Here is a 17,703-nt window from a genome sequence, read left to right on the forward strand (position 1 = left end):
CTATTATTTAACTGCTTGATATGGAATATCGTTCTGTCAGCAACAGCTTAACATTTGGTATTTTGGGTAATAGAATCAATAAAATACGCAGAAGTAACAAGGATCATCAATGGGTCAAGACAATTACAACAAGCTCGCTGGCGATGAGCTTGAGTATGTGGACGACAAAACAGCAGCGCTCTTGCTCAATACGCCAAGTAGCGCGAGAGTTATGCTGTGGGTGATGGTTCTGTTTTTTGTCCTTGCAGGGGCATGGGCGTCTTGGGCTCAAATCGACAAAGTCACAGTCGGTCAGGGGAAGGTGGTTCCCTCATCACAAATACAGGTCGTACAAAACCTTGAAGGGGGGTTGGTTAAAGAGATTCTGGTTCGTGAAGGCCAAATTGTACAAAAAGGTCAGCAACTGCTCTTAATCGATGATACCCGCTTCCGCTCAGATTTTCGCGAACGCGAACAGCAAGTGGCGAACCTGACAGCCAGTGTATTGCAACTATCAGCGTCGATCACCAGCGTGAGTGTCAATGAAGACGTCAGTGAAAAATCTTGGCAACAAAGTGTTCAACTCGACTTCAGTAAACTGGCCTTTCCACCAGAGCTTGAAGAACGTCAACCAAAGCTCGTCGCCCGCCAACGTGCTGAGTACCGTCAAGACTTAAACAACCTACGTAACCAAATCTCTGTTATAGACCAACAAGTTAAGCAGAAGCAGCAAGATCTCGTCGAGATCCAGGCGAGGGTAAGAAACTTGCGTGAGAGCTACAATTTTGCTCGCAAAGAGCTGGAAATCACCAAACCACTTGCTGATGAAGGTGTCGTTCCGCGTATTGAATTGCTTAAATTGCAGCGTCAGGTGAACGATACCCGCCGTGAGATGACCTCCAGTGAGCTCAAAGTGCCTGTCTTAAGATCCGCCATCAAGGAATCCATGCTCAGCCGGATAGATGCCGCGCAGAAATTCCGCTCAGAGCAACAAGAAAAGCTCAACGAAGCGCAGGACAAGCTATCCGCCCTAACCGAGTCAACCGTCGGGCTCGAAGACAGAGTAAATCGAACTGTGGTCGTGTCCCCCGTCACCGGAACAGTAAAGACACTGAATGTGAATACCGTCGGTGGTGTTATTCAACCGGGCATGGATATCGTTGAGATTGTCCCAAGTGAAGATACTCTATTAGTCGAAGCAAAAATTGCCCCACAAGACATTGCCTTCCTCCGCCCTGAATTGCATGCCATCGTTAAGTTCAGTGCGTATGATTTCACCAAGTACGGTGGTCTTGAAGGGACACTAGAACACATCAGTGCTGATACCACCACAGACGAGGAAGGTAACAGCTTCTATCTGGTTCGAGTCCGAACAAAAGAGACCACGTTAAACAACGATAATTCATTGCCAATCATTCCAGGAATGACGGCTTCTGTCGATATCATCACAGGTAAACGCACCGTAATGGAATACTTACTCAAGCCAATTTTGGGTGCAAAGGACAATGCACTGAAGGAATAAAGATGCGAACAGCGACGACAAATCAGGTCAGAGCTCAGGCAGCATGAAGTACTGGCTCGCGACTATGCTCATCATACTGGCTTCCACAGCTTCACAAGCGCTCAATACACAAGAGCAGCGCTGGGTTGAAGCTGTGCGTAATACTTATGGTGATAGAGCAGGTAAACGTGTCGAGACATGGCGTCGTGAGATGGAGCAATTTCAGAGCCTGTCAGAAAGAGAGAAACTCACAGAGGTCAACGCTTTCTTCAACCAGCTAAATTTTGTTAACGATGATCGACTCTGGGGTAAAAAAGATTACTGGGCGACCCCGCTTGAGTTTCTAGGCAGTAATGCCGGTGACTGTGAAGACTTCACCATCGCCAAATATTTCTCTTTGCTAGAACTTGGCGTCTCAGATAAAAAGCTGCGTTTAGTATACGTTAAAGCCATCACGCTCAATCAATTCCATATGGTGTTGGCCTACTACTCCAAACCGAGTGCCGAACCAATTCTGCTCGATAATATCGACCCAGAAATAAAAAAAGCCTCCAAACGCAGGGACTTACTACCGATTTACAGCTTTAACGGTAAAAACCTTTGGCTGATGAAATCAAAACAAGGACAACTGGCAGGAAAATCATCCAGACTTAGTCTATGGAATGATCTTCGTGCACGAGAAAAATCACTCAAACTCAACAAACCAATAGTGAATTACGATGAGTAGGCAATATGACTTTATATAAACAGCTTGTCGCGGGAATGATTGCTGTATTTTTGATGCTGATGGCTTCGGTCTTCATCATCGAATTTAACACCACGCGCAATAACTTAGTGCAGCAGCAGCGCTCTGAAGTGAATAACACCATCAACACAGTCGGTCTTGCTTTGGCTCCTTATCTGGAGAACAAGGATCAGGTCGCCGTTGAATCCGTCATTAATGCCCTATTTGATGGCAGCAGTTATTCAGTCGTTCGACTGATTTTCCTCGATAACGGCGAGGAAATTCTTCGTTCGTATCCCGTCAAGCCACTGGATGTGCCAGATTGGTTTACCAAACTGCACCTGTTTGAGAAAATTCACGAGCGCCGAGTCGTTACTAGCGGATGGATGCAACTGGCAGAAGTTGAGATTGTCAGCCACACTGGGGATGCCTACACCCAGCTGTGGAACGCATTTGAGCGCCTAGTTATCGCGTTCAGTCTGATTTTCACTATCGGACTCTTATCGATTGCCTTCATTCTTAAGCGCGCCCTTCGTCCTCTTCAGCTCATCGTTGAAAAAATGGAGCAAGTGGCACGTAATCACTTTGGTGAACCACTTCCAAGGCCGAGCACGAAAGATCTTATTTATGTCGTTGACGGCATTAACAGCATGTCTGCTCAAGTAGAACAATCCTTTAAGGCGCAAGCAAAAGAAGCACAGCAATTACGTGAGCGTGCTTACATTGACCCAGTATCAGGGCTTGGAAACCGCGCTTACTATATGAGTCAGCTTAACTCGTGGCTTGGTGAAGGCGGAATCGGCGGTGTTGCGATTCTCGAAGCAAGCTTCATCAACGAGCTTTATGAAGAGAAAGGCTACGAAGCCGGTGATGGGATGGTACGTGAGTTGGCTGACCATCTTAAAATCTCTCTCACGTCTCCAGATGTGACGTTGGCTCGAATTTCCTCCGCAGAATTTGGTTTCATCTTACCGAATATGGATGAAGTGGACCTTAAACTGGTTTCGGATAGCATCGTAACTTATGTTCAGGACATCAACGCCGATCCGACAGGCATGGCTACCTCCAACCTGTCACTGGGTGTTGTATACAGTGAAACGACTAAGAACCCATCTGAAATTTTGACCATGCTGGATAATGCATTGGCGACGGCTAAGTCTGATCCGGAAATTACCTATGGCTACGTCACGGGTGATAACTCTGAGAATCTGATGGGTAAACAGCAATGGAAAACATTGGTTGAGGAGGCCATCAGTAACGATTGGTTCCAGTTCCGATTCCAGGCAGCCAATGACGAGGGCGGAAGAACTTATCACCGAGAAGTCTTTTCTGCGATTGAGAAAAATGGTGAACGCTTCAGTGCTAACCAATACCTGTTTGCCTTAGAACAGCTCAATGCCAGCCACCTGTTTGATGAATACGTTATCAAATCCATTGTCGAACGCCTTGAGAAAGGGGAATTTTCTGAACCTGTTGCCATCAACATTTCGCAAAGCAGTATCGCTCAGCCAAGCTTTATCCGCTGGATTACTCAGATGTTGAATCGCCATAAGTCCGTTGCCGATAAGCTACATTTCGAAGTTCCAGAAAGCTGCTTTGTGAATACACCACACCACACGGCTTTATTCTGTAATGCAGTTCGTGGGGCAGGTGCAGACTTTGGTGTCGATAACTACGGACGTAACTTCCAATCGCTGGATTACATTAACGAGTTCCGCCCGGCTTACGTCAAACTGGATTACCTATACACGCACCATCTGGATGATGAGAAGCAGAAATTTACCCTGACTTCTATCTCGCGTACCGCACATAACCTTGGTATTAAAACCATTGCGTCCCGAGTTGAGACACAAACCCAGTTGGATTTCTTGTCTGAGCACTTTATTGATGTCTTCCAAGGCTTCATTGTCGATAAGTAAAAAGGTTATAGATGCAGGATCCTTTATTAAATTCGCTGATTTACGTCAGCCGCTATTACGGTCTGGCTAACTCGCCGGAAGCCTTGATAAATGGCTTGCCTTTAACCGAAGGCAAGCTGACGCCATTTTTATTTCCTCGCTCGGCTGAGCGTGCCGGTCTGGTCGCGAAAGAGAACCGTTCCAAACTCGAAGATATTTCGGATTTAGTTTTGCCCGTGGTCTTACTGCTGAAAAGTGGTGATGCGTGCGTGCTTAACACTATCAACAGTGATAAACAAGAAGCAGAAATCGTCACGGGCGAATCCGGCTTAGTACCAATCGCCATTCCGCTTGATGAGCTGGAAGAACTCTACATTGGTCGCTACTTTCTGGTTAAGAAACAGTTCCGTTATGACGAACGTTCTCCAGAAGTCCTTAAAACACGCGAAGGCCACTGGTTCTGGAGTACGATTTGGCAGTCGAAAAACATCTACCGCGATGTATTGATTGCTTCGATTCTGATCAACTTGTTCGCTATCGCCGCACCGATGTTTACCCGCTTGGTGTATGACAAAGTAGTGCCCAACCTCGCCTTCGAAACGTTGTGGGTGCTGGCGAGCGGTATCTTTGTCATCTTCCTGTTTGATCTGACACTCAAGATAATGCGCAGCTACTTTATCGACGTAGCAGGCAAAAAATCCGATATTCTGATTTCCTCCAAACTGTTCAGTAAAGTTCTTGGCATTCGAATGGAGGCGAGACCACCGTCGGTCGGCGCGTTCGCTCGTCACTTACAAGAGTTTGAGTCCATTCGGGAGTTCTTCACTTCAGCTACCATTGGTTCTTTGATTGATTTGCCTTTTGCGCTGCTATTCCTTGTTTTGATCTGGCTGATGGCGGGTAATCTTGTTCTGGTTCCGATAGCAGGCGTACTGATCCTGATCATCTACTCAGCGCTGATTCAGGGACCGTTACGACGCACAATTGAGGAAGGCTCACGCCTTGCCTCACAAAAGTACGCCAACCTGATTGAGAGTTTGTCAGGGCTAGAAACCGTCAAGCTATTTGGTGCGCAAAGCCAGTTCCAGTTCCGCTGGGAAGAAGCAGTTGCTCATATGGCAAACTGGAATATCAAGAGCCGCCGAATCACCGACGGCATACAAAACACTGCGGGTTTCGTTCAACAGGCATCCAATGTCGGTATGATCATTCTTGGTGTGTACCTGATAGCTGAAGGTGACCTCACTATGGGTGGCCTGATTGCAGCCACCATGCTCAGCGGCCGAGCCATTGGCCCTATGGTTCAGCTTTCTTTGCTATCTACACGATACAACCAAGCCAAGTCTTCAATGACCATTATTGAACAAGTGATGGAAATGCCGGATGAGCAGGAGGAAGGGAAACGCTATATTCACCGTCCCATTGTTCACGGTAAGATTGAATTGGATAAGGTCACCTTCCACTATCCTGACTCACCGATAGCCTCTATTCGAGATCTGAGCATTACCATTAATCCCGGTGAAAAAGTCGCGATTATTGGTCGAATTGGCTCAGGTAAAACCACGCTTGAGCGTTTGATCCTTGGATTGTTTAAACCAACTGAAGGCCATGTTCGTATCGATGATACCGATATCGAGCAGCTGCATCACATCGACATCCGACGCAACATTGGCTGTGTGCCGCAAGACAGCCAGCTATTCTATGGTTCAATTCGCGATAACATTACCTTAGGTCGTCCATTGGCCGACGATCGTGATGTGATGGATGCGGCTAACCGCGCTGGTGTGACCGTATTTACTCAGCAAGACCCTGCTGGTCTGGAACGTCAGGTCGGTGAAGGAGGTCTCCTGCTCTCAGGTGGTCAACGTCAAGCCGTTACCATCGCACGCGCCTTCCTTGGTCGCCCACCAGTACTGTTAATGGATGAACCAACCAGTGCTATGGATAACCGCTCTGAAATGCACATCAAGCAGCAGTTAGCACAACTGAAACCATCGGAAACACTGATCTTGATTACGCACAAAACATCCATGCTAGATGTGGTAGATCGAGTCATCGTCATGGAGAAAGGCTGCGTCATCGCTGATGGACCTAAGGCTGAAGTACTCAACAGTCTTAAGCAAGGTAAAGTCAGAGCCGTTAACTAAGCTGACAGAAACAACAAAGCCGCTCAGTATTGAGCGGCTTTTCTTTATCTACGATAAGAAGAGTTGTCTAGATTAGCAGTTTGCAGGGCCTACTTCTTTCCAAACACCCCACTGGCCAGATTGAGTAGGATCATCACCTTGTGTCCACCACTTCGCTTCCCAGACTTTACCATCCCAAGTCACTTGGTCACCGCCATTGTAGATTGCGCCAGAATCCCAAGCGTTGGTACAAGTACCGCCACCAGTATCTTTCTTCGCGACAACAACAGTAGCCGAAGCAGAAGACGTCGCTTGAGAGTCACTGACCGTTACAGTAAATAGCAATGAAGTATCTTGCGTGTACTCAGCAGCAGTGAATGTCACCGTTGCACCACTAATGGTGGCATTGAGTCCCGCAGGCACATCCCAGCTGTACGTTAATGTGTCATTATCTGCATCACTAGAACCTGAGGCGTCTACCACCACTACGTCTCCAGCATTCGCTGTCGCAGGCGCCGATACTGCAGCAACTGGCGCAGTGTTTACAGGGCCAGTGTCTTTCGCCTGTACTGTCACTACCACAGTGTCGGCACCCGTAGCCCCTTCATTGTCTGTCACTGTCAGTTTGAAAGTAAGCGTTTCAGTCTGCGCAACTTCTGCCACATCGAAACTCGCCTGTGCGGTGTTGGCACCCGTTAGTGAAACGCTAGTACCTGAGAGTTGTTCCCACGCATAGCTTGCCACACTGCCATCCGAGTCGCTTGAGCTGCTGCCATCCAGTACAACCGATGCAGGGCCTGTCACTGAAACATCCGCGCCTGCTGCAGCAACTGGAGCTCGATTCGCTGGTGTTCCACCAGCTAGCCCTTCATGCATAGCATTGAGAATATCACCGTTATCAGCGTCAATCTCCCAAGAGAATAGACCAGCCAGGCCTAAATCACGTACATATGCCCCTTTCGCTTTCACAGAGCGGTCATCATCAAACGTAATCAGCTGACCTGTAGAACGATTCCAAACCCAAGGTGCTTCAGCTTGCGCGTCGTAGCCATATTCAAAACCGTTGATGCCAGTATTGTCCGCGCCAAGCATAAAGGATTTCACGCCTTTATAATCAATCACACCATCTTCCCAGACACCTTGCGCTGTGCTGCCTTTCAGCTTACCAGTACCTGTGCCTGTCATTGGGTCGTTAGGATCGGTGAGTGTATCAGGTGTCACGCCTTCCCAACCACGACCATACATGGCAGTACCCACAACGAGTTTATTCGCAGGAACACCTTGCGCTAGCAGAAGCTGAATACCGTTGTCCGTGGTGTAAGCAGGCCCTTTATACGCTTCGCCATTTTCATCTACACCAGTGCCATCACACTGGCCTGGGCGCATGAATGTACCGCAGTACAGTGCCGTCTGATGACCAGGAACATTGTTCCAACCGCCGTAGAAGTCATAGGTCATGGCAAAGATGTAATCCATGTACTGAACTGCATCCCCGTAGTTCACATCTTCAATTTTGTCGTAACCCACACCGATTGCTGACGTAAGCTCATACGTTCTGCCGGTGTCCGCTTCCAGCTGGTCAAGCATAGCGCGAAGCTCTTGCATTAGCGCAATATAAGCCGGGCCATCATTCACAGGGTCTCCTAAATCAGGAGCAGCACCGCCGCCACCTGGGAATTCCCAGTCAATGTCCACACCATCATAGAACTTCCACGTCGTCAGGAAGCGCTTAACAGAAGCGACAAACGTGTCTCGGTTCGCTTTGGTAGTAAAGTCAAAGAATGGGTCTGATAACGTCCAGCCACCAATGGAAGGGATGATTTTCAGGTCTGGATTGCGTTGCTTAAGCGCCATAAGCATGGCGTAGTTGCCTTTGATAGGAGAGCTGTACTCATGGCCTGCTTGAGGGAAGCTCTTCTGATAAGCCGCCCATGGGTCATGAATCACGACTTCATAGTCTGGAACCCCTTTACATGCAGTCATCAGTGCGTTGTAGCTGTTGCCACCGACTGATTTCACTGATTCATTCGGGCCACAAATTGGAATAAAGCCGTATAGAATATGGGTCAGGTTATCGGCAGGAATATTGTCTACCGTAAAGTCACGGCCATAGATACCCCACTCAACAAAGTAAGTACCAACGACCGTGTTAGGGTCCGTGTTGTAACTCTTGTTGTTTGGATCAACATTCATCGCCAGCGGTGCAAGGTGAGCACCATCGGTGTCAGCAACCACAATTTCAGCAGGCGCGCTCGTGCTACAACCGCTTGCGTCACACGCTTCAATCGTCATTTGATAACGACCGCCATTTGCATATTTGAAGCTTGCTGTGGTCTGGCTACCCGTAATTGCTCCGGTTGCTACCTGAGCACCGTCAAAGTAAACCTTGTAGGTGTCCCCCGTTGTGCCACTCCACTGATTAAATTTAATGGTGATATCTGCTTCATCGAAATATTTCACCATGTCGTTGTAACCAGAAGTGGTTTCCATTGCTAACTCAATCTTCGAGAACTGAAGATTGTTCGAGCCGTAAACATCAATACTAGGGGCTGTTGGTGCAGCCATCGCGGTGCCGGATAGCGCCAAAGCGATACTAGCGGCGCACAAAGTTATACGATTCATACCTATTTCTCTCATTCCTTGTACATTTACCCGAAAGTTGGGATGTGATACCTATCATCGTAAGCCGCGTTTAACTGCCTGCTGGCCAAGTATTGTGCCGAAAGACTTAGCGAGGATCGGTATTCGCTGTTCTACGGATACGTCGTGAAGAACATCACTTTCAGTATTTGAGAGACTTTTTTTTTGATGAAAAAAATAAAGGTTGTTTTCGAGGCAAGGTCAGAAAATAGTTGTATATACGAGGTCTGTTACATTACAAATCGGATTTCGACCCATAATTTATAAAATCACATCAGGACGAAAAACATACTTATTTGTCAATAATTTAAAGAATGAGATACCAAATATTAGAGGATTGCCATTACAAAATACTGCCCCCTAAAAATTTTAGGAGGCAGGTTTTAATCAAGGATTATTTGGACTTAAATCGCGCCGTGAAATGACGTAGCACAGGTGGTTCGTACTCAAACGTTAAACCTTTAAGTTCATGAGCACGCTCTTTGAGCGCAATGATCGCATCGGCAATGTAATCCATGTGATCGTTAGTGTACACGCGACGAGGAATGGTCAGACGCATCAGTTCCAATTCCGACGGTTTTTGCTTGCCTGTTTCCGGGTCACGCCCTAGCAGCAACGAGCCAATCTCGACCGCTCGAACACCGGCTTCAAGGTATAAGGCATTACACAAAACATGGGCTGGAAACTCTTCTGGTGGAATGTGAGGAAGAATCTTCGCTGCATCGACAAACACTGCGTGCCCACCTGTTGGATACTGAATGGGAATGCCCCCTTCACGCAGACGCTCACCAAGATATTGCACCTGACTGATCCTATAGTGGAGATAATCTTCGTCTGCACCTTCATAAAGACCACGAGCCAACGCTTCCATGTCTCGCCCTGCCATACCGCCATAAGTGACAAATCCTTCCATTGGCACACAACGTGTTTGCACGGCTTGGAACAACTCTTGGTGATCACGAATACAGCACAGGCCACCAATATTGACCATAGGGTCCTTCTTAGCGGACATAGTCAACATATCACCGTATTGATACATCTCTCGGATGATTTCGAGGATCGACTTGTCCTGATACCCTTCCTCACGCTGTTTAATGAAATAAGCGTTTTCACAATAGCGTGCGGAATCAATCACAACAGGGATGTCATTCTTGCTTGCCAACTCATAAACCGCACGCATGTTAGCCATAGACACCGGCTGACCACCAGAGCTGTTACAAGTCACCGTGGTGATGATGGCGCAAATATTATGTGCGCCATACTGCTCAATAGTCGCTTCAAGTTTGTCGAGGTCGAAATCACCTTTCCAGTCATACGGGGTCGTCGTATCGAAAGCATGTCTGTCGACGACATTAATAGCCTTACCCCCATTTAACTCAATGTGACCCGCCGTGGTGTCAAAGTGATAGTTGGAGATGAAAACTGGCTCGGTCCCGCCGCGAACACTGCGCATACGCTCAATCAATGCCGGGAAGAGAATTTGCTCCGCCCCGCGACCTTGGTGAGCGGGCACCGTTAGCTTATAACCAAAAAAGTGCTCTACGGCCTGACAAAGATTGTAATAGTTGCGACTCCCTGCGTAAGACTCGTCCCCCATCATCAAACCCGCCCACTGGTTGTCACTCATCGCACCTGTGCCCGAGTCAGTCAGAAGGTCAATATAGACATCATCACTTTTTAGCAAGAAAGGATTAAGACCGGCTTCATCAAGCGCAGCAACTCGGTCTTGATAAGTGGTCATTTTGATCGGTTCAACCATTTTAATGCGAAAGGGTTCTGGAATGCGTTTCATGTTTAATTTCCTATAGATAGATCGATCCCTGCAGACAATCTGCATCGGATTTAAAGCGTTAAATTGCGAAGAGGTGGTGCGAGTGCACCTAGGAAATCAAAGCGAAGGGGATTCTTTGCTCAAAAGCGATAGGCAAAAGTCTAAGTTGTACCATGACGACAACACAAAACGGCTGTCTTGCATCCAAATGCAGTTCATAGCGTTATCCTTCTCGTAGGTTATAGACATAACCATCAATATAGTCGTAGTTTCACCAATTTACCGTGAAACGTCACTCAAAATTTATAAATTTAGCACCCTGTAATGTTCAATTAATAAACCTTCGCTATAGAGGTCCTCCATAGCCATAAGCACTGGTCACACTTAGCTTGCGCTTAGTTAGTGGTTTATCATCACTGAAAGTTAAGTTTCCGTGAAATCTTATCACTTTGACATTCATCTAATTGAAATATCTGGACTTGCTAGGCAAAGTGTTGGCTAAGCAAATCAAATGGATCAAGTCATGAAAATCAAAACAACATTATTGGCCGCGGCTGCATTAAGCATCAGCGGTATGGCGGCGGCTGAAGTAACCATTACCGTCCCTGACACCGTGGATGTATTGGTTGCGAACGACGCAAAACCAGAGCTTTCTGGTGGCTTCTTTTCAGCAAATAAAACGCTGACTTTGCCGGACGGCGAAAACCAAATTTTGTTCCGCTACCAACCCTACTTCACGCAAGGTAATGACCGTATTATTCTTGAAAGCGATCCCATTATTGCCACGTTTGATACCAAGGATACTGAACTGACATTCGACATGCCTAAATACCGCGATCAACACGAAGCGGAGAAGAAGATTAAAAATGTCGACTGGCAGCTCACAACTGCAAGTGGCAGCGCCCTAGCAGTTACGCAGGATAAGCTCGTAAAAGATGGTATGCAGATTGGCCGTAACTTCCAGATTGAACTGGCTGATTACAACCGCCGAGGTGGTGTTGCCGCGGTTTCTGCTGCCGCTATTGGCGCTGCGGTACAACCTGTAACGTTACCAGCGCAAGTCACTAAAGAAGGCGTCAAAGGCGACTCGACTGCCGAAGAGATGCTGCACTTCTGGTATAACAAAGCCGATGCGGAAACACAGGCGCGCTTCAAACAGTTCTTACTAGAAAAGTAATCGAGCTCAAATAAGCCAAAAGCCAGCGCATTAAGCGCTGGCTTTATCTATGGCAGGGTGCCCTGTTGAAATCTGATAGCACTCCCGATCGTTCTCCATCAAACACTCAAACACAACAGAATCCAACTTCGATTCATCCACCAATTCCTGCAGTATTTGCATCGTTTCCTCAAGTGACACGCCTTGTCGATAAGGACGTGATTGAGTCAGAGCCTGAAACACATCGGCAATGGCCACAATTCGGCTTGGTTGATCGAGATCTTTGGCTGTTTTCCCTAACGGGTAACCAGACCCATCCAGCCTTTCATGGTGATTCGATGCCCAATCAATAACTTGGCTAGAGCGAAACATGTTGGTCAACGCGTGTCGAGTATCCGTTGCATGGCGCTTTATGCATGCATACTCTTCATCCGTCAGCTCTGCGGGTTTATGCAGAACCGCCACCGGAGTTTTCAGTTTTCCAATATCGTGCACTAACCCTGCCAGATACAGCATACGTTGTGCTTTGGTCGAGTACCCCAGCTGTTTACCCAGAAATGACGTTAACTCTGCAACGTGACGGGAATGCTGGAACGTGAAAGTGCTTTTGGCATCGACAATCTGGGCAAAGAATTCCGCCACCGCAATCGTGTCTTCTAATCCCAATCGAGATGAAAAGAAAGGCACCGACGGAAAGCGACTTGCCATTGTCTCGATATAGCGAGATTCCATCGAAAACCAGAAGTCATCGTTGTCTATCAACTCGCACATGTGCTGAACCATGTTAGGCTCAAACAAGATCCCAGCATTGGCGGTCAATTCGCCGATGATCGACTTTTTGTTGTTCTCGGTTATATTACCGTATTGATCTGGGTAAAAACGTGAGTAGAGATAATCAACTCGGTCAGAGATAAATAGCAGACCTGCGAGTAGTTTATCGTTTTCTGAGGCGCTGGTTTCGCCGCTCAGTTGCTCCCACCAGGTGTGATGGTACAAAACTGGCAAAGCTAATCCGGCCAGAGGCGGGCAAGCGTTTAACAGCCCATATCCTTTAATACAATGCTTTTTGGTGTTCTCCGGAACCATCGACTTGAATAGATAGGAACGCTCATTTGACTGCGATACACCGCAATCATGGATCAATCCTAGGGAAAAAGCGATTTGAGCCTGCTCTTCCTCCCACCCCATTCGTTTAGCACATTGATAAGCAATGTATGCAACCCGGTGACCGTGATTTATATCATCAATTCCGACTGCATCGAGGGCTGAAGCGATTTCAAATAGCACCTGACGTAAATCTACGCTTACGTTATCAAGCGGCTCATCCATTCGTAATAACCTAACTGACTAATTTTTCTTATTTTAGGCCTGCAAGGCTAAACGATTTCATTTCATAAAGACCACAAATTATTTAAGACTATTTATATAATTGTGATTTGCATAACGTCTTGGGTGAATTCCGTGCTACATAGAAAAAGTTTTTTGCAACAAGAGTTTATGGTCATACCAGTCTTACTCTGTTAAGTTAGCTTTTCATATTCAACTTGTTTAGGTTCCTTATGTTCACAATCTCTATCGACTCTGAACTCGAACTCGCTCTTGTTCAGGAATCATTTGCCACTCATTACAGTGAATTAGTATCCAGTCAAACCGAGTATTTATCCCAGTGGCTAGCCTGGCCGCCCTACTGCCAGTCAGAGCAAGACTTCCGTATGTTCGTTCAGCGCGTATTACATGAATATGCAGACGGGAAATCAATGACCTGTGCGATCATCTATAACAGCAACATCGTAGGAAACTGCAGCTTCAACACAATCAATTACGACACAAAAACTGTCGAGATTGGTTACTGGTTATCGCAGCACCAGCAAGGCAAAGGCATCATTACGCGCGTTGTGAACAAATTGATTGATATTGCGTTTAATGAATACCAGATGGAGAAGGTCCAGCTATCTGCCGCCAAAGATAACCTGCCGAGCCGACGAGTCGCCGAGCGAGTAGGTATGACCCTCGAGGGTATCATCACCAACAAAGAAAAAGTTGGAGATCGAATTCTCGATCATGCTGTCTATGGAATTCATCGCCAGAACACCCATCATTGAGTAGATTGATTCCAAGCACAGATTTATTTGTTGGCTGAGGTATTTAGACTCACTTGGTGCTAGGATTGCGGCTTTAGAATCAAAGAGAGAACACCGTGTCTTCAATGTTAAAGCTGCTCTTGGTCGTCGTAACGCTCGGTGCAGGCTTCTTCGCCGGTGACATTTACCAGTGGTTTAAAACCCGTTCCCAAGTCAAACCTTTGTCAGAATATTGTTTACTCACTACTGAAGCTTGTGAAAGCAACGATGTTCGTATAAAAGTTGATCGCGACATCAGTCAGCCACTGGTACCCACTGAAATCGTCGTCGACTGGCCCGAAGCTCAACAGGAAAGTCTGTTGCTGACTTTGGAAGGCCACGAGATGGAAATGGGTACCGCCGTATTTAAACTCAATAAAAGCTCAACAGGTCAGTTTACAGGCCAGGTTATTCTGCCGGTATGTACGACTGATGCCATGACTTGGGTTGGCGAACTCACTGACGGCCAACGGAGTGTGAGCACCTCGATTAGGATGGAACAATGAGTAAGAACTGGTCTTTAATTTTAGTTGCTGCGTTTGCACTAGGCTTTGGCGTGAAAGCGTATCTGGATTCACAGCCAGCGACCGAGGCTCCTGCTGCAACCAGTAAAGAAGTCGTCCTGTTCGGTGAAAACGATAAACCGGTCAAAATCTTCGATCAACAAGACTCTCGCGTACGCATCGTTTACTTTGGATTCACACGTTGTCCAGATGTCTGCCCAACCTCGCTAGCCATGTTAGCAGGCGCGCTGAATCAGGTGGATGATGAGGTAAAATCTCACTTCAGACCTATGTTTGTTTCGCTCGATCCTGAACGTGATGCCGCGGCGGACTCTTACAAATACGCCCAGTACTTCCATCCAATGATTGAAGGCTTGTCCGCGCCACTCGATGTCACCACACCTCTAGCACATAAATACGGCGTCATTTTCCGTAAGACCAAATTAGAAAACTCGGAGCTCAAGTACACCCTTGACCACAGCTCCTATTTTTATTTCCTAAAACCAGATGGCACATTAATTACTAAAGTGCCACACACGCTGACACCGGCTCCTTTGGTTGAAGCGATGAAAACACTTACGTCACAAGGAAAATCCTAATGAAGTTAAAAGCCCTCATTTTAGCGTCTATCGCACTTAGCCCACTTGCTCACGCTGCTTCAGACATCATGCTATCCCATACCTATGCACGTGCGACACCACCGAGTGCAGCCACTAGTGCTGTGTTCACTGAAATCATGAACCACAGCGCAAAAGACCACGTTATCGTATCAGCCAGTACAGACGCTGCAGGCAAAGTTGAGCTGCATGATGTGATTAAAGATGGCGATGTAATGAAAATGCGTCAGGTAGAGCAAATTACTGTGCCAGCCAATGGCATGGTCGAGCTAAAACCCGGTAGCCTACACATTATGTTATTTGACCTGAAAAAGCCGCTGGTCGAAGGTGAGAGCATTGATGTGAAACTAACCTTCGCAAACGGTGAGGAGCAGACTGTCTCAGCACCTATCAAGAAAGTCATGAGTGGAATGAGCCACAAACATCATCACTAAGTTTTGTTGATTAGCCCGGCCTTCGCTGGGCTTTTTAATTGTTCACTCTTTAGCGAGTTGGGTAGAGGTGAGCAAAGTTGTCCACCTGCTTTTCCCAGATTGGTGGTGTACCAATATGTGCCTGCACCGCAGAAATAAACTCTCTAACCAGCGCCGTTTGCTTACGATGTGGGTACAGGGCGTAAAGGGCGAGGCCGCGATTACATAGAGTGTAATGCGTCAGGATCGGTTTCAGGCTCATCTCGGCAACTGGACGGTATAGGTTGGAAGATGAAATCATGGCATAGCCAAGCCCATCTTGGACGGCCGCCAGTAAGGTCAGCACATCATTGACCTTATATTTACCCGTCATTTTGTGATTAATGAAGGTACTGCCACCCGGCGTTTCGCTAATACGTGCCGTATCTACGGTTAATGGCCCATTACTATAGACGACAGAAGGCAAGCTCATTAGCTCGTCCGGCGTCTGAGGTTCTCCGTGCTGCTCGATAAAGCTTTCAGACGCCAAAATCACCGGTCTGATATCAGCGATTTTCTTCGCAATCAAACTCGAATCTTCTAATCGACCCAGACGAAATGCGACATCAAAGTGATCAGAAATAATATCTGAACGCTTATCATCCATTTGCAGGTTAATTTCCACCTCAGGATAACTGCGCATAAATTGCGTAATCACAGGCTGAAGGTAGTGCTGACCAATATGCAGAGGGGCGGTAATACGTATGCGCCCTTTCGGCCTTTCCTGATAAGAGTCTGCGATGGAGTGAACATGCCCTAAAGTCCCAACCAGATTATGTGCCTGCTCGAGAATTTCTTCACCCGCTGGCGTTAGGGAAAAGGAGCGCGTTGAGCGATTAAGAAGCTGCACACCCAGCTCTACTTCCAGTTTTTTGATCTGTTTTGACAACGATGAGTTGTCCATATTGTGTAAGGTCGCAGCTTTAGTAAAAGAGCCCTGCTGCACCACATCAATAAACAGCGCTAACTGGTTAACCAAGGACATCCACTCCTCCTATTTTTGCGCCCTTTGCCACTGCACTAACCATTTGTCTAAATGGTTAGCAAATTGCTGTCGATCCGCTTGGTTTAGCGGTGCTGGGCCACCTGTTTGCACACCACTACTGCGCATGGTTTCCATAAAATCACGGATATTGAGGCGTGACTTTATGTTCTCTTTGGTAAACTGCTCACCCCGAGAACTTAACACGTGACCACCTTTGGTAATGATCTCGTCGGCCAGTGGGATGTCACTGGTGATCACCAGATCGCCGGCTTCACAGCGCTGGACAATCTCATTATCTGCGACGTCAAAGCCAGCCTGAACTTGTAGCATGGTGACTTTTGGAGAAGCAGGAGTACGGATAAACTGGTTAGCCACCAAAGTGACTTCCACACCAGTTCGCTCAGAAGCTCGAAAGAGTATGTCTCTGATAACGACCGGACACGCGTCTGCATCAACCCAAATTTTCATCTGTTACTTTCCTATATCTGCAATTGGCGCCATTACACCGCAAAAGCGCCTTGCTGAATAGCCTTATTTGAACTTCACCGCGGTACCACTGACGCTCACCATCATCATGCTGCCACCACTGCCAATCACTTCGTAATCAATGTCGATACCGACGATGCCATCGGCACCCAGCTCGCGTGCCCGCTCTTCCATTTCAGCAAAGGCTATCTCACGAGCTCGGCCCATCTCTCTTTCATAAGCACCAGAACGGCCACCCACTACATCTCGAATTGCACCAAACATATCTTTAAAGATGTTGGCCCCTAAGATAGCTTCACCGACGACAACCCCTAAGTAATCTTGTACAGGTCGGCCTTCAACTACGGAAGTCGTTGTTTTAATCATCATTTTTCTCCTTTGAATAGCTGTGATCCATATTAGCAGCGTTTAGACAAAAACCACGGGTGAAAAGTAATCTTGCTATATCAGCCACAAACAAAAAAGCACCAAACGTCATGCGCTTAGTGCTTTTAGCAACGAAACACTTCAAGTTGAAGCCGTAAACCCTGAATAGAGCTACACAGAGATCCATCATTTGAGCTTCAATGTGCTACTTTTCGCTGCACTCACATCGACGTCTAGTTGCGCGCTGCTGCTGGTTTCGCTGATCTTGATATCCGAGACCGATAACTCAAACTCATTTGACTCTGGGGCGTCACTGCAACCTGAAAATGCAAAGACTGCAATCACTACCACAACACCTTGTATGACTTTCTTTATCATG

General features: G+C 47.1%; 16 protein-coding genes. 9 read left to right on the forward strand and 7 right to left on the reverse strand.

What is annotated here, in order from left to right; translation table 11 throughout:
* Nucleotides 1–109 precede the first annotated feature (109 nt).
* From F0265_RS00435 to F0265_RS00450, 4 genes are read left to right on the forward strand one after another with little or no spacing between them, the layout of a single operon-like run.
* On the forward strand, nucleotides 110–1,501 hold the full coding sequence (locus F0265_RS00435; RefSeq protein ID WP_171747339.1) for an HlyD family type I secretion periplasmic adaptor subunit: 1,392 nt from the start codon (nucleotides 110–112) through the stop codon (nucleotides 1,499–1,501).
* Nucleotides 1,502–1,544: 43 nt separating this feature from the next.
* A complete protein-coding gene (locus tag F0265_RS00440) occupies nucleotides 1,545–2,207 on the forward strand; it encodes a transglutaminase-like cysteine peptidase (RefSeq protein WP_171747340.1) in 663 nt (220 codons plus the stop codon).
* A gap of 5 nt (nucleotides 2,208–2,212) precedes the next feature.
* On the forward strand, nucleotides 2,213–4,123 hold the full coding sequence (locus tag F0265_RS00445; RefSeq protein ID WP_043010864.1) for an EAL domain-containing protein: 1,911 nt from the start codon (nucleotides 2,213–2,215) through the stop codon (nucleotides 4,121–4,123).
* 11 nt (nucleotides 4,124–4,134) lie between these two features.
* Nucleotides 4,135–6,249, forward strand: coding sequence for a type I secretion system permease/ATPase (locus F0265_RS00450; RefSeq protein WP_171340119.1), 2,115 nt, complete (start codon nucleotides 4,135–4,137; stop codon nucleotides 6,247–6,249).
* Between the two features lie 72 nt (nucleotides 6,250–6,321).
* Here the strand turns inward: F0265_RS00450 and F0265_RS00455 are convergent, their stop codons facing one another.
* Together F0265_RS00455 and F0265_RS00460 are read right to left on the reverse strand one after the other, a co-directional pair.
* Nucleotides 6,322–8,850, reverse strand: coding sequence for a glycosyl hydrolase family 18 protein (locus F0265_RS00455; RefSeq protein WP_171747341.1), 2,529 nt, complete (start codon nucleotides 8,848–8,850; stop codon nucleotides 6,322–6,324).
* 412 nt (nucleotides 8,851–9,262) lie between these two features.
* Complete coding sequence (locus F0265_RS00460) at nucleotides 9,263–10,660, reverse strand: tryptophanase (protein ID WP_095663249.1); 1,398 nt, start codon at nucleotides 10,658–10,660, stop codon at nucleotides 9,263–9,265.
* Nucleotides 10,661–11,162: 502 nt separating this feature from the next.
* On the opposite strand from F0265_RS00460, the gene F0265_RS00465 reads away from it, so the two are divergent.
* Complete coding sequence (locus tag F0265_RS00465; protein WP_171747342.1) at nucleotides 11,163–11,816, forward strand: DUF2057 family protein; 654 nt, start codon at nucleotides 11,163–11,165, stop codon at nucleotides 11,814–11,816.
* A 30-nt stretch (nucleotides 11,817–11,846) separates the two neighbouring features.
* Here the strand turns inward: F0265_RS00465 and F0265_RS00470 are convergent, their stop codons facing one another.
* Nucleotides 11,847–13,124 (reverse strand): HD domain-containing protein, encoded by a 1,278-nt coding sequence (locus F0265_RS00470; RefSeq protein WP_171747343.1) that lies wholly within the window; start codon nucleotides 13,122–13,124, stop codon nucleotides 11,847–11,849.
* A 230-nt stretch (nucleotides 13,125–13,354) separates the two neighbouring features.
* Between F0265_RS00470 and F0265_RS00475 the strand changes: the two genes are divergently transcribed.
* From F0265_RS00475 to F0265_RS00490, 4 genes are all read left to right on the forward strand, one after another.
* Nucleotides 13,355–13,897, forward strand: a complete 543-nt coding sequence (locus F0265_RS00475) for a GNAT family protein (protein ID WP_065742283.1) — start codon at nucleotides 13,355–13,357, stop codon at nucleotides 13,895–13,897.
* 104 nt (nucleotides 13,898–14,001) lie between these two features.
* Nucleotides 14,002–14,421, forward strand: a complete 420-nt coding sequence (locus F0265_RS00480) for a hypothetical protein (RefSeq protein WP_216607763.1) — start codon at nucleotides 14,002–14,004, stop codon at nucleotides 14,419–14,421.
* Nucleotides 14,418–15,017: an SCO family protein gene (locus F0265_RS00485; RefSeq protein ID WP_171747345.1), complete on the forward strand. Its 600-nt coding sequence runs from the start codon at nucleotides 14,418–14,420 to the stop codon at nucleotides 15,015–15,017. Before F0265_RS00480 ends, F0265_RS00485 begins: the two co-directional genes overlap by 4 nt.
* The gene (locus F0265_RS00490; protein ID WP_171747346.1) at nucleotides 15,017–15,469 is read left to right on the forward strand and encodes a copper chaperone PCu(A)C; all 453 of its coding nucleotides are present in this window, start codon (nucleotides 15,017–15,019) and stop codon (nucleotides 15,467–15,469) included. Before F0265_RS00485 ends, F0265_RS00490 begins: the two co-directional genes overlap by 1 nt.
* A gap of 49 nt (nucleotides 15,470–15,518) precedes the next feature.
* On the opposite strand, the gene F0265_RS00495 is transcribed toward F0265_RS00490, so the two are convergent.
* The 4 genes from F0265_RS00495 to F0265_RS00510 form a co-directional block, all read right to left on the reverse strand.
* On the reverse strand, nucleotides 15,519–16,472 hold the full coding sequence (locus F0265_RS00495) for a LysR family transcriptional regulator (RefSeq protein WP_171747347.1): 954 nt from the start codon (nucleotides 16,470–16,472) through the stop codon (nucleotides 15,519–15,521).
* 9 nt (nucleotides 16,473–16,481) lie between these two features.
* Nucleotides 16,482–16,940 carry a YaiI/YqxD family protein gene (locus F0265_RS00500; RefSeq protein WP_006960182.1) on the reverse strand — a complete coding sequence of 153 codons (459 nt, stop codon included), beginning with the start codon at nucleotides 16,938–16,940 and terminating at the stop codon, nucleotides 16,482–16,484.
* 63 nt (nucleotides 16,941–17,003) lie between these two features.
* Nucleotides 17,004–17,324, reverse strand: a complete 321-nt coding sequence (locus F0265_RS00505; protein ID WP_019276990.1) for a heavy metal-binding domain-containing protein — start codon at nucleotides 17,322–17,324, stop codon at nucleotides 17,004–17,006.
* 186 nt (nucleotides 17,325–17,510) lie between these two features.
* Nucleotides 17,511–17,702: a hypothetical protein gene (locus F0265_RS00510; protein ID WP_019277192.1), complete on the reverse strand. Its 192-nt coding sequence runs from the start codon at nucleotides 17,700–17,702 to the stop codon at nucleotides 17,511–17,513.
* Nucleotide 17,703 lies beyond the last annotated feature (1 nt).

Origin of the sequence: Vibrio sp. RE88, from assembly GCF_013113835.1 — a bacterium.
GTDB lineage: Bacteria > Pseudomonadota > Gammaproteobacteria > Enterobacterales > Vibrionaceae > Vibrio.

Coding starts and splice junctions, on each gene's coding strand:
- F0265_RS00500 (WP_006960182.1), bottom strand. CDS start 16,940: ATGAAAATTTGGGTTGATGCAGACGCGTGTCCGGTCGTTATCAGAGAC.
- F0265_RS00465 (WP_171747342.1), top strand. CDS start 11,163: ATGAAAATCAAAACAACATTATTGGCCGCGGCTGCATTAAGCATCAGC.
- F0265_RS00505 (WP_019276990.1), bottom strand. CDS start 17,324: ATGATTAAAACAACGACTTCCGTAGTTGAAGGCCGACCTGTACAAGAT.
- F0265_RS00470 (WP_171747343.1), bottom strand. CDS start 13,124: ATGGATGAGCCGCTTGATAACGTAAGCGTAGATTTACGTCAGGTGCTA.
- F0265_RS00435 (WP_171747339.1), top strand. CDS start 110: ATGGGTCAAGACAATTACAACAAGCTCGCTGGCGATGAGCTTGAGTAT.
- F0265_RS00485 (WP_171747345.1), top strand. CDS start 14,418: ATGAGTAAGAACTGGTCTTTAATTTTAGTTGCTGCGTTTGCACTAGGC.
- F0265_RS00445 (WP_043010864.1), top strand. CDS start 2,213: ATGACTTTATATAAACAGCTTGTCGCGGGAATGATTGCTGTATTTTTG.
- F0265_RS00490 (WP_171747346.1), top strand. CDS start 15,017: ATGAAGTTAAAAGCCCTCATTTTAGCGTCTATCGCACTTAGCCCACTT.
- F0265_RS00460 (WP_095663249.1), bottom strand. CDS start 10,660: ATGAAACGCATTCCAGAACCCTTTCGCATTAAAATGGTTGAACCGATC.
- F0265_RS00495 (WP_171747347.1), bottom strand. CDS start 16,472: ATGTCCTTGGTTAACCAGTTAGCGCTGTTTATTGATGTGGTGCAGCAG.
- F0265_RS00480 (WP_216607763.1), top strand. CDS start 14,002: ATGTTAAAGCTGCTCTTGGTCGTCGTAACGCTCGGTGCAGGCTTCTTC.
- F0265_RS00450 (WP_171340119.1), top strand. CDS start 4,135: ATGCAGGATCCTTTATTAAATTCGCTGATTTACGTCAGCCGCTATTAC.
- F0265_RS00440 (WP_171747340.1), top strand. CDS start 1,545: ATGAAGTACTGGCTCGCGACTATGCTCATCATACTGGCTTCCACAGCT.
- F0265_RS00475 (WP_065742283.1), top strand. CDS start 13,355: ATGTTCACAATCTCTATCGACTCTGAACTCGAACTCGCTCTTGTTCAG.
- F0265_RS00510 (WP_019277192.1), bottom strand. CDS start 17,702: ATGATAAAGAAAGTCATACAAGGTGTTGTGGTAGTGATTGCAGTCTTT.
- F0265_RS00455 (WP_171747341.1), bottom strand. CDS start 8,850: ATGAATCGTATAACTTTGTGCGCCGCTAGTATCGCTTTGGCGCTATCC.